Annotated in this window: 11 protein-coding genes and 1 tRNA gene; 3 read left to right on the top strand and 9 right to left on the bottom strand. The window is 46.3% G+C overall.

Features of this window, described 5'->3' with window-relative positions:
* Positions 1–5: 5 nt before the first annotated feature.
* Complete coding sequence (locus IDJ77_RS17575; protein ID WP_191190289.1) at positions 6–698, bottom strand: ferritin-like domain-containing protein; 693 nt, start codon at positions 696–698, stop codon at positions 6–8.
* Positions 699–1136: 438 nt separating this feature from the next.
* On the opposite strand from IDJ77_RS17575, the gene IDJ77_RS17570 reads away from it, so the two are divergent.
* From IDJ77_RS17570 to IDJ77_RS17560, 3 genes are all read left to right on the top strand, one after another.
* Positions 1137–1448, top strand: a complete 312-nt coding sequence (locus tag IDJ77_RS17570) for a hypothetical protein (protein WP_191190288.1) — start codon at positions 1137–1139, stop codon at positions 1446–1448.
* 87 nt (positions 1449–1535) lie between these two features.
* Positions 1536–1610 (top strand) — tRNA-Val (locus IDJ77_RS17565).
* A gap of 38 nt (positions 1611–1648) precedes the next feature.
* On the top strand, positions 1649–1945 hold the full coding sequence (locus tag IDJ77_RS17560) for a GIY-YIG nuclease family protein (protein ID WP_191190287.1): 297 nt from the start codon (positions 1649–1651) through the stop codon (positions 1943–1945).
* 65 nt (positions 1946–2010) lie between these two features.
* On the opposite strand, the gene IDJ77_RS17555 is transcribed toward IDJ77_RS17560, so the two are convergent.
* The 8 genes from IDJ77_RS17555 to IDJ77_RS17520 all read right to left on the bottom strand — a co-directional run bounded on the left by IDJ77_RS17555 (position 2011) and on the right by IDJ77_RS17520 (position 16644).
* Positions 2011–3747 (bottom strand): PAS domain-containing protein, encoded by a 1737-nt coding sequence (locus IDJ77_RS17555; protein ID WP_191190286.1) that lies wholly within the window; start codon positions 3745–3747, stop codon positions 2011–2013.
* 18 nt (positions 3748–3765) lie between these two features.
* On the bottom strand, positions 3766–5328 hold the full coding sequence (locus IDJ77_RS17550; protein ID WP_191190285.1) for a hybrid sensor histidine kinase/response regulator: 1563 nt from the start codon (positions 5326–5328) through the stop codon (positions 3766–3768).
* 424 nt (positions 5329–5752) lie between these two features.
* Positions 5753–7369, bottom strand: a complete 1617-nt coding sequence (locus IDJ77_RS17545) for a GH35 family beta-galactosidase (RefSeq protein WP_191190284.1) — start codon at positions 7367–7369, stop codon at positions 5753–5755.
* A 326-nt stretch (positions 7370–7695) separates the two neighbouring features.
* The gene (locus tag IDJ77_RS17540) at positions 7696–8202 is read right to left on the bottom strand and encodes a GNAT family N-acetyltransferase (RefSeq protein ID WP_224751150.1); all 507 of its coding nucleotides are present in this window, start codon (positions 8200–8202) and stop codon (positions 7696–7698) included.
* 15 nt (positions 8203–8217) lie between these two features.
* Positions 8218–8499, bottom strand: a complete 282-nt coding sequence (locus tag IDJ77_RS17535) for an ATP-dependent Clp protease adaptor ClpS (protein WP_128535253.1) — start codon at positions 8497–8499, stop codon at positions 8218–8220.
* Positions 8500–8742: 243 nt separating this feature from the next.
* On the bottom strand, positions 8743–11538 hold the full coding sequence (locus tag IDJ77_RS17530) for a TonB-dependent receptor plug domain-containing protein (RefSeq protein WP_191190283.1): 2796 nt from the start codon (positions 11536–11538) through the stop codon (positions 8743–8745).
* A gap of 90 nt (positions 11539–11628) precedes the next feature.
* Positions 11629–14103: a hypothetical protein gene (locus tag IDJ77_RS17525; protein ID WP_191190282.1), complete on the bottom strand. Its 2475-nt coding sequence runs from the start codon at positions 14101–14103 to the stop codon at positions 11629–11631.
* Positions 14104–14166: 63 nt separating this feature from the next.
* Positions 14167–16644, bottom strand: coding sequence for a carboxypeptidase-like regulatory domain-containing protein (locus IDJ77_RS17520; protein ID WP_191190281.1), 2478 nt, complete (start codon positions 16642–16644; stop codon positions 14167–14169).
* Between the last annotated feature and the right edge of the window lie 63 nt (positions 16645–16707).

Here is a 16707-nt window from a genome sequence, read left to right as displayed (position 1 = left end):
GCGGGTTATACTTTATCGTAGTTAAAACTTGATGCTATTACTTTGGTTTTCAGGAAACCATTAACTGCGCCGAGTATTTCGGCAATTGATGCAGACCTGTTGATACCATTCTCGTCTACCTGATCGGGGTTAACAAAGCTACCCGGAGTTATCAGGTTAGCTATTAACGAGGCGTGCCTTGCTTCTACCGAAACAATTTTACCCGCTATGGTTAAATAGTCAGGGTTTTGGATTAGGTAACCCGCGCCGTCGTAAGCCTTTACGCCCGTATCTTCAAAAAGTTTGGCTGCATTTAATACACTTGCACGATCGCTGAAGTTGATGGTAGAAAAATCTGGCGTAAGCCCTTTTATTGCTGCGCCCCCCAATGCTGTTTTAAAGAAGTCGCGGTGCAAAACTTCATGGTCCTTAATATCGGTAAGGTAAGCTGTTTCTGCGGTACTGATGCCGCTATAGGGCGTAGCAACAACCTGCAGGTAAAAGGCCGCTTCCAGCTGCTCCAGCGCGTAAGCATAGTTTAATATGCCAATATCGCCCGAACCGATGTCTGTGTAATCGGTAGGAGGTTCGATATGGCCTGTTCTGCAAGATGATGCGCCAAGCACAGCAACGGCAGCGGCACCCGCTCCGGCATAACGCAAAAACGACCGCCTGGCCATATTTGCTCCGCCTGTAGTTGAGTTAGTTTCTGTTTTCATAATACTTATTAAAGATTACTGTAGATGTTTAATTAATGTGATAAACGCATTCGCCGGATAATCAGATTGAGATTTATGCTAAACTTGTTAGCTGTAAACAGAGTAGCTAAAATGGGAGTAGCTAAAAAAAGAGTGTGATTTTTAAAACAAAAAAAGGCCGAAAAAACTCTCGCAGTTTTGTCGGCCCTACATCTACCTATGAAAAACACCCTTTGAGAAGGGTATTAACTCTAATTCAATACTTGTGCCGAAATTAAAAAGCGCTTAATTATAAAGAAATAAGGGCTTTTTTGGCAGGTGTGGTTTTAAGTTGTAGAAATACATTCACAACTTATGGGGAAATTTCCCCCAATGGCTATAATTTATATTATCAAAAACACAATGCCCGGTAATTAGTTATCATTAAGATATTTATAAACCACTCCCAATACTAAGCAGATGGATTACAATGTATATTTATTGGCTACCGATCCTAAGGATCCATGCAGGGATGTTATTCATTCAAGAGACACCAGTTTAAAAATAAGGGTTTACTGTTTAAACTACGATCGTTTTAGCCCGAGCGAAAGCGAAATTCAACTTTACGGATACGCCCACGAGAAGCTCTACGCTTTCGAAACTATCAATATAGCCGCCGAGGATGCACTGGATGTGGTGAGCGCAATACAGTGGTATGCCGACTATATTGACTACCCTGAGATGGAAATTTTACCCGAAGACCCACGGCCGGGCCACAACATAGCAATGTAATCGCCTTACTTACTGCCTGTTAAAAATATTTTAAAATATTTTTTGTCTAATTAACACTAAACTCTATATTTGCAATCCCAAAACGAAGGGAGTTTAGCTCAGCTGGTTCAGAGCATCTGCCTTACAAGCAGAGGGTCACTGGTTCGAACCCAGTAACTCCCACGAAAAGGCATCCAATTGGATGCCTTTTTCATTTACAAATGTTTTTCACTTACATACTTTACTCAACAAATCTCGACAAGTATTATATCGGCTCTACCTCCGACCTTGTTGACCGTTTGAAAAAACATAATACTAATCATAAAGGATTTACCGGTAGGACTCCTGATTGGACAATTGTTTGGACAGAAGAGCATCCAACTAAAGGAACCGCTGGCAAACGCGAACATCAGATCAAAGCCTGGAAAAGCAGAAAGATGATTGAAAACTTATCGAACAATTTAGCTCAGCGCATCCCGATTTATAATCGGGAGCGGTCACTGGTTCGAACCCGGTAACTCCCCACGAGGATTTATTGGTTTATTTCTAAGCGCTTCATCATTATCCTAAATTCACCAACTTCTTACTCTGTTACAGTACTGTCCCTGGCATCGCTATACAAAACAATGCGGGTAATCGTGCCCAGGCCTGGTCCGTCGCTCTCAATCACAAATGAACCACCATGGCTATCTATAACTGTCCTGCAATTATAAAGCCCCAGGCCGGTACCGCTTTCCTTTGTGGTAAAACCACGCTGAAAGAACCGGCTTCCGGTTGCCGCATCGAAACCTTTGCCATTATCGGCAATATTCAGTTCCAGGCGTTCGCCAACTGCCTTAAGAGATATACTGATCCGCTTGTCAGCTGTCTCCTCGTCCATAGCTTCTATACTATTCTTTATCACATTTAAAAGCACCTGCATCAGTTTGGTGTGGTCTCCTTTTATTGATTGAACGCCGGTAGCAATTTCTACATTCAGTGTTATTTTCTTCTTTTCCAGCGATGCATTCAGCATAGCCCGGCAATCCTCAATTACATTAGCCAGGTTTACGGCTTTACGTTCGTTATTGCCCTCATGGCCCTTAACAAATTGCCGCTGGATGGATAGGATATCCTGAATGTGCGACAGAATGTTCATCAGCTCTGTAACAGATGCCGCGAGATCCGTTTTATTATCTGCCTGCGTTTTTGCGAGCCCGGCTGTAAGTGATGCAAGGGCATTGCTTTTTGCCTCGCCAAGCCCAACTGCCAGTAAAGACTGCTGTGCCTGAATAAATGAAGCCAACTGAATAACCGTTTCGGTATTAAAACGATCCAGCACTCGCTTTATACGGTTAAGGTATGCCGAAAACCCAACCAGCGCGTTGCCAATATCGTGCAGCACTTCTGATGCAATTTCAAATTTCCCGCGCGCTATGGCTTGCTCCAGCTCCTGCTCTTTTCGCAGCGTAAGCTGTTGATTAAGTGCCTGCAGTTCGGTGTTCAGGTTCCGCAGCGCCTCTTCATTCTTTTTACGCTCGGTAATATGATGGCCAATGCCCAATATGCGGGTAACTTTGCCGGACTCATCCCTCACCGGCACTTTAGATGTAAGTAACCAGTGCGGCGTGCCATCGGGGTCGTAAAAAAGTTCCTCTTTGTTCATCATGGCCACGCCACTGGCCAACACCTGCAGGTCATCCTGGTAACCGCGCAAACCTATTTCGTTATTAAAAAGTTCCAGGTCGGTTTTGCCAAGCACTGCCGCTTCTGAGGCAGCACCTATGGCCTTTACATCCGCTTTATTAGCGATGATTTTGCGGGCACCCACATCCTTAATATATATCGTATCAGGAAGGTTATCTATAAGCGTTCGCAACATTAAGCGTTCGCGCTGCGTTTCTTCTTCTGCAGTTTTAACAGCGGTCGCATCGGTATGGGTGCCAATTATCCTGTCGGTATTTCGTCCGTCCTTATCCTTTATGTACCTGCCGCGCGACCAGATCCACACCCAAGACCCATTGGCATGTAACATTCTGAAAAAGTTTTCATACGCCTGATCCTGCGGGTCGAGCACATACCGCTCAAAGCAGTTGGTTGCCGCGGCAACGTCATCCGGGTGGAGCAGGTCTATCCAGATCGGCTGCAAATTGTCGCCCTGTAATTCAAATTCATGAGACGACCGCCCCAACAGTGAAAAATAAACTTCGTTACAATTGAGCCTGCGGCTGGCTATAAAATACTCCCAGGCGCCTGTATTAGAGGCGGCTATCAGCTCGCGATAGGTCTCAATGGTTTTTGCTGCATCTTCCTCTTCAGATATGCCTGCTGTTGTTATCATAATTTGTGGTAAATTAGGCTATAAAGGAAGTGTGATTAAAAAGCAGGCGCCGCCATTATTGTTTATGGCAATTTCGCCGCCATGTGCGCAAACATATTGCTTAACAATAGCCAGGCCCAACCCGGTACCGTTACTTTTATTGCGGGTTACAAATGGGTCGAACAGTGTGCCAATAATCTCCTCAGGTATGCCCGGCCCATTATCAGATACGGATAGCTCAATACCGCTACCTGTTTTAAGTGCTGCTATAACAATTTCGGCACCGGCTGTGTGGCTGCCCGTAAGAGCATCTACCGCGTTGTTTACCAGGTTACTTAAAGTACGCCGTAGTTTACTTTCATCGCCATAGATCATCAAGGCATCCTCCATCTGTACTTTGATGCTAACCTGCCCAATACCATCCCTACTTGCCGCTAAGTTTACGGCATCGTTGATAATGGCTTTCAGGTCGACCGGTAATTTTTTAATTGGTGTTTGATGGATAAAATCAAGAAAATCATCAAAGATGAGCGAAGCTTGTTCTGCCGAACCATCTATCATATCAATGAGATCGCTTTCAACACCCTCATCACGCATCATATCAGTCATCAGCTTAATGTTTTTAATAGGTGCACGAAGATCATGCATTACCATGCCGATCACCTGACCAACGGCCGATAGTTTTTCTTTTTGGATAAGCTTCTCGTTAAGCTCTGCATTACGGATAGCTTGCGCCGCATTCTGAACAAAAAGTTTGAGCATATACATCTTTTCGGTTTTTAGCCGCTCTCCTTTTTTCAACAGCGCAAAAACCGAGTAATTGTCTATCCTTGCCAAAACAAGTTCGTCCAATTGAACAACGGTATCTTCTTCTACCGGCACACTTTTTACCCTGGAAATGAGCTCTGTAAGATTGATCTTTTCCTCCATCGCGCCTATCGAGATAATCTTTTCGTAAGTAAAATCATCGTCGAGCTTACCAATAAGGGCGAGATCTGTATTGAGCGACCCCGCAACCTGATCGAGAATGTTTTTCAACAGAGAGGTAAGCTGCAGGCGGTTCAACCCAATTGAAGAGATAGATTCTATCAGTTGCTCCAGGTTGCGCAGCTTATTATAATCGCTTACTGCTTTGGTTGCCAATTGTATAATTTCTTCGGGCGCGTATGGCTTGCAGTGGTATCCTACATTTTGGCCGGCTTCTTCTACAATCTCGTTAATAGACCGGTCGCTGTAAGCCGTAATAAAAATGATCTCGGCCTTTAAATCATATTTCCTTATTTCTTTCGCGGTTTCCAGCCCGCTCCAGCCGGGCATACGCATATCCAGAAAAATAACTGCATAAGGTTTACCCCGTTCGAGAGCCTTACGCACCATTTTGAGGCCCTCCATCCCGTTTGCCGCTTTTTCAACAGTAAACTCAGGAATCCCCGGAGTGCGAACGGCCAATAGTGGTTTTGGCACATCAAAAAGAACGTTAACGGCCTCATTCATGCTCTCAAACTCGTATTGATCAGTAGGCGGCATTAAAATGTCCTGTATATTGTCCCGCACAAATTCCTCGTCATCTATAACAAGTACGGAGGTGTTGGGTTTAATCATATCTAAACTATTAGGGTTATATTATATCTGTTTACGTTATAATATATTTTTTGTTCCGTTCATTTTATAAGGATTTGTTGATACAAGCAAAACAATTAAGCCTGGTCCATAAATAATTATGGTACAAGAAAGATGTAACCCCGGAAAACCACCTGTTCTTTCATGAAGCAGCCACAATTCGGCCGGTTAAGCGGGGGGGGGGGGTACAGCATCACTTGCCAAACACCCCGGGGACGAGCCGCTAATCAGGATCACCGAACTATCCAAATCGAAACCATAAAGCATGGCCACACCCATGATAGGCGAACTTGTGCGCCTCAGCGATACCTCGCAAACTTTTAAACAGTGGTGGAAAGGCGTTGAATAAACAACCTGCAAAGCTAAGAGGCCCTGCGATACGCAGGGCCTCTTAGCTTTATTCGGGTTATCTTACCCCGAGCGAAATTTTTAACACCACCGGCGTAGCACCAAGCCTTGGCCCGCCCCAGTCGGTTTCGTCGCCGTTAAGTATCCGGAGGGATTTAAACTTTCCTTTTTCGTATTGCCCTTCTTCTACTTTCAGGTACTGCCACACCCTACCCTGGTTATTGCCAAGCGGTTTAAAGGTAATATGGCAAAGAGCACCGATCACAACAAATTCATTTTCGGCGAGCTTTATAACCATAGCCCTGCCGGTTGGCTTTTCATTCTTTGTCACGTCATTGCCCCGCCAGCTGCTGCCGAACGATACCATTGCCTGCCATGCGCCCAGGTCTATCGTTTGCGGGGCATTGTCCTCGCGCTCTACAACTGCTTTTATCTTTCCGTCGAAGCCCCATTGCGCCAGCTCGCGCATCATCGGGCTAAACACTTTATAGTCTTGTGCAAACGAGGCAAGGCGCTCTATCGTTTCCGCCTTCTTTCCGTCGGGCCGGTTGCTGTCTATCCCGAAGGGAGAGAAACCGATACCGCCACGGGCTATCACATCATACATATACCTGGCCATATGCGGTGCCAGGCTTGCCTCAGGTACAAAAAGCGCATTATCGGGCCTGTCGTAAAGCTCAATTACCTTCAATATCCGTTCGCTTCCGTCCAGGTAAATATCGGGGCTCAGCACATCAATGGACGGCGCAGCCGCTTTGTATATGGGTATTACGTTATCGGTAGGCCCGCCGCTTTCGTAGCTGTTGGCCATAGGGTTGGTTAGTGGATCGCGCAGGGCGGCGTTTACGTATAGGGGTAATGCATATTCTGCTTTACCTGCAGCAGCCACTTTCCCGATGAACCGCGCAACCGACCATGCGTGGAAGTATTCGTCCGCCCTTTCGCCAAATACCTTTTGCCAGGTGCCTTCTGCATCTGCGGGGCGGTTTAAAGCTTTAAGCACTTCGGGCTTCAGCAGTTCGGCGGGCACGGGGCCATCAAAAAGTTTCTGAGCAAGGGGCGAATAATCGCGAATGGTATCCCAGGCACCGGGCTCATTTTCTACCTGTACCATTATTACGGTATGCTGCGGGTCGGCTTTCTTCAGGTATCGCATTACTGCTGCAAAGGCTTTAGTATCGGCTTCCAGCGTAGCTTCTACATTCGGTGAGGGCGAATCAATTGGTTTACCGCTCTTGCCCGTTATATTAGGATATTTTGCAGCATTGTTTTTCATCCAGCCGGGCATGTAGTGGTTGCTGCCGTTTTTCCAGGTGGCAAACCAGAGCAGTACAAGCCTTGTTTTGTGCGTACGGGCCTGTGCCAGCAAGGTGTCTACCACCGAGAAATCGAACTTCCCCTGTGTTGCTTCTATCTGTTCCCAATAAATGGGCACCTCCAGCGTATTAGCGTGCATTGTTTCCACAGCATGCCAAACCTGCGGCAGCATACCAGGCCACGCGCTGGAATTATGCGCCTGACCGCCCAGCATTAAAAATGGCTTACCATCAACCAAAAGCGCATGGTGGCCATTTTTCTCGATCACCCGGGGCATCAGATAAGTGATTTGCTGGCCCAGGGCATTGTTGGCTGCCAATAGCAGCAGTACAAACCAAAGCGAAATATTCTTCTTCATATTATAGGTTTCGGTATTTATTAAATCAATTTATAAATGTAGGGGGCAAGGTGGCAGGCAAAGCAACGCTAATGTTTAAGTTGATACAATAAATGTTGCAAAACGGCGGGAATAAAAAATGCGTTCTGTATCTCACGCAGAACGCATCGTTACCGAATAAATCAATAACTCAACTAAATCAATCTCAGGTTTACCAGCCCCGGATGATGAAGCAAAAGACAAAAAAATATTTTAGCAATAAAAACAGGATAGACGGACACCCGCTTTGTATAGACGAGCGGCCATTATTAACAGATGGGAAATTACAATTAAACGCGCCCGGTAAATTAGCTTTGGAAAAGCAACAGCGTTTCTTTAGTGTCTTCAGCAACAAAAGGGCCTTTGTTTTTTAGCCCCAGTTTTGCTAAAAGTTTAATGGAACTGGCATTAACAGGCAGTGTTATGGCACAAACGGAGGGCAGTTTCAGCTCCTGTAGCGCATAGTTTAATACGGCGTTTGCCATTTCATAAGCGTAACCCATGCCTGCAAAGGCGGGTAAAAGGGCATAGCCGATATCAGGGTTATCTAAAGTGGCGCGTTTAAGAATGCCGCACATCCCAATGGGGATATCATCTGCTTTGGTTGCTACCAGGTACAAACCGAAACCATTTTCGGCGTAGCTTTTCAGCGGGCCGTTTGTGAGGTAGCTTATTGCTTCTTCGGTAGTACGTACGTTGCGGTCGCCGATGAATTGTAGCCAGCCGGGGGTATTGAGCAGCTCAATAATAAAAGCAGTATCACCGGTGGTTAATTGGCGAATAGTCAGGCGGTTTGTTTGAAGGATGGGGTTCATTTGCGGATGTAAGATTTAATCCACGCTGACTGTCAGCCCTTCCTGCTGCAGTATTTTGCGGTAGATTTCCATCTCGGTGTAGGAGCCCTCGAGCACAGCGCATTTACCCTCGTTGTGCACTTTCCAGGCTATTTTTTCTGATTGCGGTTCGGAGTAATCCAAATATTTCATCATACAATGAATAACGTGGTCGAACGTATTATGGTCATCGTTCCACAAAATAAGGCGGTGCATCTCTTTCAGCCCGGCCAGTATTTCTTCGAGGGTGAGCGTTTCTTCCTGTACTTCAGTTGGCATATCTACCGGCAAATTTACTCAAAAAAGTTCAAAACTACAGGGTTAGCGGCAATTACTCCCGTGAAATCGCTTTTAAAACAACACCGGTAACCGTACGGATCCTGGCAATAATTTCAATTGCTTTCAGGCTTGTTCGCGTTCGGCATGGAGCGCGAACAGCCCGAACAAGCCCGAACATCGTAATTTTAAACGAATCACTACTGAATAAGCCCGTAAAAATTCTAAAAGCGATTCCACTGCCAATTACTCCACTTTGTAGCGGTACACCTGCCGGCCCAGGTTGCCCTCATCATCTATCCCCTCTATTACCACGCGGTAGGTTCCTTTTGTATCGGCATTAAAATAATCAAACGTTGCTTTACCATCCTTCCCGGTAAGCACATCCGGTTTCCAGTAAATACCCGAGCGCAGATCAAGCACGCCGCCATTTTTATTGGCCGTAGTGTATTTTGGTGTATAGTAAGTACGGGCTTTATAAAAGCCTTTAAACGGATAGGTGATCAACCCTGTTGGCGATTCGCTGGTTACAAACTTGCGTTCGCTGCCTTGTTTCATGGTGATAATTAGCAAACCACCGCCAATATCGCTGCCGTAAATAGATTTTGAAAAAGTGCTACGCAAAACTTCTATGCTGTTAATATCATTAGCGTTAATGTTATTTAGTTCACTGCCGGGCATTCGGTTCCCATCAACTTCAATTAACATATCGCCACCACGAGAGTTTACGGGCGTGCCGTCCTGTTTAAAAGTCACACCAAATATTTTATTCCGCAGGCAATCAGAAACATTAACGCAATTGGCTCCTATCTGATCACCCATCAGCACCTGGTCGGCATTGCCGGCACCATGGAGGTTTGATGAGCGGGTTACCACGTTTTTCTTTGCTTTTTTTGCGGTAATCGTTACCTGCTTTAAAACAGTGGTATCGGTACCTGCCCGGCGTTTGGTGGTTATTACGATATAGGCTTTCTGTATTTGAGCCTCCTGCACATCACCAACATCACCGGTTTTAAAGCTCTCTATTTCCGATGGTAGATAAGCGTACAAATTGTCAACGCTTACAAGACTTCCGTCGAGAAATATATCAGTCGGACCACCTGTTTTACCTGCTTTGATAAGGACATCGCCTACCATTTTATAACCAATGAGGGCATTTAGTATAACTTCGCGCATGGATGGGAAGCCAAGGTATTGCTTCATATTGTAAGTACGCCCGGCTACGTTCCGTTTAGCACCATAAGGGTCGCCTTTATCCAGTTTTTTTTCGGTGATATTTACCTGGCTCAACTGCTTGCCATACTTCAAAGAGTCATTGTGCAATTGGTTCTGATAGGCTGCATAACTGTTCCGCAGCGCCTCTGCCGAAAGGTCGTTATTTGCTGCTTCCTGCGCATTACTTTTAATGATGTTGGGATATTCTGGCTCTTTAACATAAATGGCTACCCGTTTGCCATCGTTCTGCTTGCGGGCTTGCAGCACTATCTTGGCTGTATCCGACAATTGCAGGTTGGTGAATTTGAAATTTCCGGTGGCATCGGTAACGGTATCCAGCACGGTGTTTTCGCGCGTGGCGGTGAGCATTAATTTACCATTGGGCACTATGCCGCCCCCGGTTGTTTTAATAGTGCCCTCCAGCGTAAGGCTTTGCTCGGGCTGGTTAACTATACGGGTATCGGGGGCAGTCAGTATTTGCTTCCACTCAAAACGTCGGTACCCCTGGGTTAGCATCAGGATATCCAATTCGGCCCGTTTGGCATCTGTAGTGTTTGTAAAATAATAGTTTGGCTTTTCGATATAGCCCTTCAGATCGGAGGTGAGCAGCAGATGGCTGAATATGGAGCCCTCTACGTTTTCATCAGCCCCAACCCTGCTCTCGTTAATAACCGCGACCGAAAAACTACCGGCAACCGGCTCATTCGCGTCGTTTTTGGCAACAAAATCGAGCTTTACAGGGCTTCTCGCTGCATAAGTTTTCACGGATGACGACAAGGTCATTTTCAGCGTATCGTCGCTTTGCACAAAAACAATACGCCCATTTACGGGCTGCCCGTCGGCAAACAAGGTAAACTGCACAATACCCGAGGGGAAGCGCCTTTTATCGATTCCTGCGCCGAATACCGGTGTTTTTAAAGTACCCGCAGCTGTATAATACACCTCGCCCCCACTTTGGCCAACCAGGTAAAAAGCAGTATTTTGCTTCGCCTGGAATTGCTGGCCGTTGGTTGCCACCTTTATAAAAAGGCTATCCTTGCGCGTGTTGTTTACCGTTAATACATAACCCGCATCCAATGCCTTTGGTAAGGGCGCGGTAAACGCGCGGCCATCGGCAAGGGTTATTTTTGCCGAATAAGCTTTGCCTGCCTGTGGCAACAATGCAAATATACCCATACCGGCATGTGCGCTTTCAAACTCGGCCACCGCGGTGCCTTCGTTATCAATAATGCTGCCTTTTATATTTTCGCCCGAGCCATTTTGACTTACAGCTTTAAACGCGATCTTGGAACGCACACCGTTAACCATCTCGCCACCCTCGGGAAAGAACTGCACATCGGGGTTTAGTTTGGCGGCCGGCGCCGCGAGTTCGCCCGGGCTTATCCCGCCTATATTTACGCGCTGGTTGTAAAAGTAATCGGGGCCGGCGTTGCGCATCCAGGCGGTATATGCCCTGATGTTGTAGTTGCCCGGCGTTAGCTTGCCCGAAAGGGCAAAATCGCCTAAGGCAATCCCCGAGGTTAATCTAAGTACTATACGTTTTACTATCGAATCGCGGGGGCTTATCAGTTCAACATATAATACACCGCTAAGGGCCGATAGCGCATGTGTTTTGCCTACAACGGTATATGACTTAAACCAAAGGGTATCGCCCGGGATGTAATTGGGTTTATCTAAATGGAGGTATACCTTTTCTACCGGTTTTGCGCCATAGGTGGCTTTTAGGTTGCCGACGGTCTTTGTTAAAAAACTACTATCGGTTTGCGCAAGGGCAGCGGTAGAACATAAAATGCATAATAAAAATAACAGGCGGTGGAATATTTTCATGGGGCTTAAAAATGATGCGGTTTAGATGAGCTAATATATCAAACGTTCGATTAACAGAAAATTAAACTGTTACTTATTTGCAGCGAAAAATTACTCTACTTTGTATTTATAAATCTGCCTGCCCAAATTGCCTTCCTCGTCAATACCCTCCACTACAACGCGGTAGGTGCCTCTGGTATCGTTATTTAAATACTCAATTGTAGCTTTGCCGTCCTTATCAGTAATAATATTGGGGTTCCAGTAAACGGTTCCGCGCAGATCGGGCAATGGCGTGGCTGCCGAGTATTTTGGCATATAGAAGGAGCGCGTTGGTGTAAAGCCTTTGGCGGTAAAACCCATCAAACCGGCAGGTGGGTCGTTAGTTATATATTTATTGCTATCAGGCATTGTTACCTCCTTTTGATGGCTCCGTGAGGCTGGGTTCCGCGTGCCGGCATGCATTTTTGTGGTGATGATGATGAGGTCCCCTCCTATCTCGGGTGTATCCTGCACGCTGTACAAAAGTTTATCAAATTTATTAGCGCTCATCTTTACATTGTCTATATCTGCTATATCGTACATTTTTATCTGATCAGGTTCAACCTCTGTACCATCTATAATAATATGATGCTGCGCAAAGGGTGGCCCTATCTGTCTAAACTTACCATCTTTATAACTAACAAATGGCAAATTTAACTGCAGCCCCATGCTAAGGTTTGAGGTCCCTAATTTTTTCCCGTCGATCTTAAAATCTGCTACAGACGCGCCATAATTATTCTCCCTGCCCGGCGGCTCTGCTTTGCGTGTACTTGCTTTTATATCAACCTGCTTTAACAATATTCCGTGTTTTATTTGTTCCTGTTTTTGTTTAGCTACATATAGCCGGCCGGTTTTTAACAGTGACTGTGCTGCGGGTGGCGATACATTAGCCTGCCCATACGCGCTATCCGCCAGGGCTCTTTTTACAATAGGCGCAACCGTTGGCAACTTTAAAAATACGTTTATATTATAACCTTTATTGCCGTTACGCGCCCTCAGCACAACCTTTGATGTATCAGACAGATTTAAACCGGTAAACTTAAACTCCCCGGCTGAATTTGCTACCGTATCAACTGCCAAATTATCGCGGGTGCTTATAAGGCTCACCCTCCCCTTGGCAATAAGCTTATTGCCGCTGGTTTTTAGCAGCCCCTCAACCTCTAACCCACTCTCCGCGTTGTATGCTATTGCAGTTGCATCCGTAGTTAATATTTTTTTCCACTCAATTTTGCGATAGCCCTGGGTTATCATAAGCAGATCCAGGTCTGCCTTTGTTGTAGGGCTGTTGCCGAAGTAATAACCAGGGCACTCAATATTTCCCTGCAGATCTGAAGAAAGCAGGAGGGTGTTGGCAATGGTACTTTCGGTGTCACCATCCACCCCTACCGTATCCTGGTTAATAACCGCTATCGAAAAGGTGCCATTAGCGGGCTGCGCCTTTGCAAAAGCATTTAGGTTAATCTTCACCGGCTGCCTTAACTTATAAACTTTCGCATCAGCATTTATAGTTAAACTTAGGCTATCGTTGTTCCGAATAAAGGCGATCCGTTCTGCCACAGGCAGGTTATCGTAACCGAACAACGTGAATTGCACTATACCCGATGGGAAACGGGCCTTATCTATCCCTGCCATGTAAACGGGCCCACTAAGATTACTCTTTGCTGAATAATATACTTTGCCGGCAGATTGTGCCACCAGGTGAAAAGCGCTTCCGCGTTTGGCTGTTAAAAACTTATCGTTTACGGCCACTTTTATAAAAATGCTGTCGGCTCGGCTGTTGTTTACTGCAAGCGTGTACCCCTCATCTTTTGCCTGCGGCAGATCTATCGTATAAACTGCTTCTCCCGCCCCGTTAATTTTGGCCTTATACGTTTTGCCGCTTTGCGGGATGATGGCAAAAACGCCCATACCTAAATGCTGCGTGGCAAAATCGGCTACGATGTTACCGTCGTTATCTTCTATAACGCCTTTTACATCCGCTCCAAAGCCTTTCCCGTTGATGGCTTTGATAGCAACCCTGCAACGGATGCCGTTTACCATCTCGCCGCCCTCGGGGAAAAATTGGACATCGGGTTTTTGAACTATTGGTTTAGCGCTTGCATTCAAAGCGAGTCCGCCTATTCTAATTTTCTGATCATAAAAATAACCGGCACCTGCATTACGCATCCATTTGGTATAGGCACGCAGGCGGTAAACGCCTTGTTGTAATGTTGCCGCCAGGGGGATATCGCCCCAGGCAACGCCCGATGTAAGTTTTAAAGTTTGGCGGGTTACCAGGGTATCGTTAGGGCTGATCAGCTCCACATACAAAACGCCGCTTAAAGCCGAGAGCTGGTGGTGCTGCCCAACAACTGTGTAAGCTTTGTACCAGATGGTATCGCTAAAATTGTATGATGGTTTATTTAGGTGAAGGTATACTTTTTCGATGGGGGGCTGTTTAGCAGCAACGGCGTTTGCACGGCTTATAAACGAGGTATCGGTTTGCGCGCCGGCAACCGTAACATACAACACAGGCAGAAAGAAAAACAGTAACCGTATCGCTTTCATGGTAAAGGCTTAAGCAAATGCAATATACTAAAGGCCGTTTAATTAATACTTAATTTGGCTTATTTATTGAACATTGTACCGGTAAACCTGCCTTCCAATGTTCCCATCGGCATCCAAACCTTCTATCAAAACCCTATAGGTGCCTTTACTACCGGCATTAAAGTATTCTATTACGGCTTTACCATCGGTGCCGGTTACTACATCCGGCTTCCAAAAAATGGTGCTGCGCAGATCGGCCAGTTGCTTATTTGTTTTCGGAGAATCGTATTGGGGCGAATAGAAAGTACGCGCCTTAAAGTATCCTTTTGGATAATAGGGTTTTATGCCGCGCCCGGCTGTTGGCCCATTGTAAGTGTTATCATTATCATCGCCACGTTTGGTGGTTATCAATATTACCCCGTTACCGCCACGCCCACCGTAAATGCCGGTATTGGCGCCGTTGCGCAACACTTCTATAGCAGCAACGTCGTTATAATTTATCGAGTTTAAAAAACTGCCCTCTACGTAAACCCCATCAACAATTAGCTGCATTGGCCGATACCCCCGGGTGGTATACGGGATGCCATTGTTAAAAATAACGCCCAGTAACCGCCCCTGCAGGCAATCGGATAAATTCGCACAGCCAAAGTTCCTGAAATCGCGCGCCAGCAGTACCTGATCGGCATTGCCGGGGCCATTTAAATTGGCCGAGTGCTTAAGCGCTACCTTCTTCTCGCGGATGACTACCTCCCGCAAGGTGATAACGTGGTTACCTACACCGTACCGCCGCTGCATATCGTAAAGCTGTTTGCTGCTTTTAGCATAAACCGAAAGGCTATCGCTGATACTTACCTGCATGGCCACGGCATTTTTGTTGCCCCCGGAAATAGGCGGCGCAATAGAATCTAACCGGATAATTACATCTCTTTTATTTTTCACAGTGCGGGCCTGTATAATCAGGCGTATGCTGTCCTCAAAGGCAAGCCCTGTAAAGGCAAAGCGGCCCTTTGCATCTGTAAGCGTATCAATTTGGTAAGCGGCATTATCAATATCTATCAACTGCACCTTTGCGTTTGCTACGGGTTTCCCGCCGGGCGTAGTAATGGTGCCCGATACCTGCAAAGCCTTTTCGGGCTGGAAAACTACCGGGGCAAACTTATCCTGCATAATTTCCTTCCACTCAAAACGGCGGTAGCCCTGGGTAAGCATCAATACATCTAAATCGGCACGGGTTTTATCGCTTGCATTATTAAAATAATAAGCCGGTTTTTCGATGTAGCCGCGCAAATCGGACGTGAGCAGCAGGCTGGCAAAAATATTATTTTCGCTGTCCTCGTCTACCGGTACTTTGCTTTCGTTGATCACGGCAACAGAAAAACTGCCGGCTGCGGGCTTATCGCCATTAAGCGCGCTTATATTTATCTTCATTTTTTGCTGCGGCGAAGAACCTGATTTGTCAGCTGTAAGATTTAATTTTAGCTGATCGGGGTGCCGGATAAAAACGATACGCTCATTTAAAGGCTCGCCCGAATCTGAAAAAAGGGTAAACTGTACTATCCCTTCCGGGAATTTGCTTTTTGGGATAACGGCGGTAAACTCTCTGCTGCCGGGCTTGCTTTTGCCCGCGTAATATATCTTGCCCGCGCTCTGCGCCACCAGGCTTACCAGCCGGTCGGGGTTTTGCTGTAGCATAGCGCTGGCGGTGGTTATTCTTACCCGTAAATTATCTTCATCGGCATCCACTATATTTAGCGCGTAGCCCGTATCTGAAGCTTGCGGAAGGTTAACTACACTTTGGTTGCCGTTGGCATAGGTTACTTTAGCAGTATAGGTGTTGCCGGGCATCGGTACAAAGCTGAATACGCCCATGCCTAAATGCATGCTTTTAAATGTTGCTATTTGCTGCCCGCTGTTATTGGTAACTACTCCGCTAACGTTTAGGCCGAGCCCATTTGCACCAATAGCTTTAAAGGCTATTGCAGACTGAACGCCCGCTATTAACGAGCCGCCCTCCGGGAAAAATTGCAAAGAGGCCTTATTGTTTACCGGGCCCGCCGGCGCGGTGTTTACCGGCACGCTATTATTGGTTGTTTTTGAACCGGCAGTACTTATGCTATTAATAATACTGATAGCCGCGTCGAAAAAATATTCGCTGCCGGCATTGCGCATGTAATTGGTATAAGCGCGCAACCTGTAATTGCCCGCTTGCAGGGTATCGGGCAAGGCAAAATCGCCGGCGGCCGTGCCGTTGTCCAATTGTAATTTAATAGCCTGGTTTACGGCCCCGCGGGCATCTATCAGCTCCACGTTCAATATGCCGCTTAGCATTGATAATTCATGGTAACTGCCGCTGGTAACATAGGCTTTAAACCAAATGTCATCCCCGGCGGCATAATAGGGCTTATCTAAGTGCAGGTACACTTTCTCGGCCGGGTTGTTATCCGCCCACTTAGCCAGTTGCTGCTGTATTTTATCGATAGGCTCGTCAAAAGCCACAAAACCAAAAAAGCCTGTAATGCAGGCTGCTGTTAGTAACGCCCGAAAAAAACGTTTAGATGCCATAACTGATATAGGTAAACCGTATAAGTATTACAACGCCAATTAGCTGCAATACTTATAGATATG

The sequence above is a fragment of the Mucilaginibacter pankratovii genome, from assembly GCF_014773265.1.
GTDB classification, from domain to species: domain Bacteria; phylum Bacteroidota; class Bacteroidia; order Sphingobacteriales; family Sphingobacteriaceae; genus Mucilaginibacter; species Mucilaginibacter pankratovii.
The sequence above is the reverse complement of the archived record's forward strand: the minus strand, read 5'-3'. Positions and strand labels throughout refer to the sequence as shown.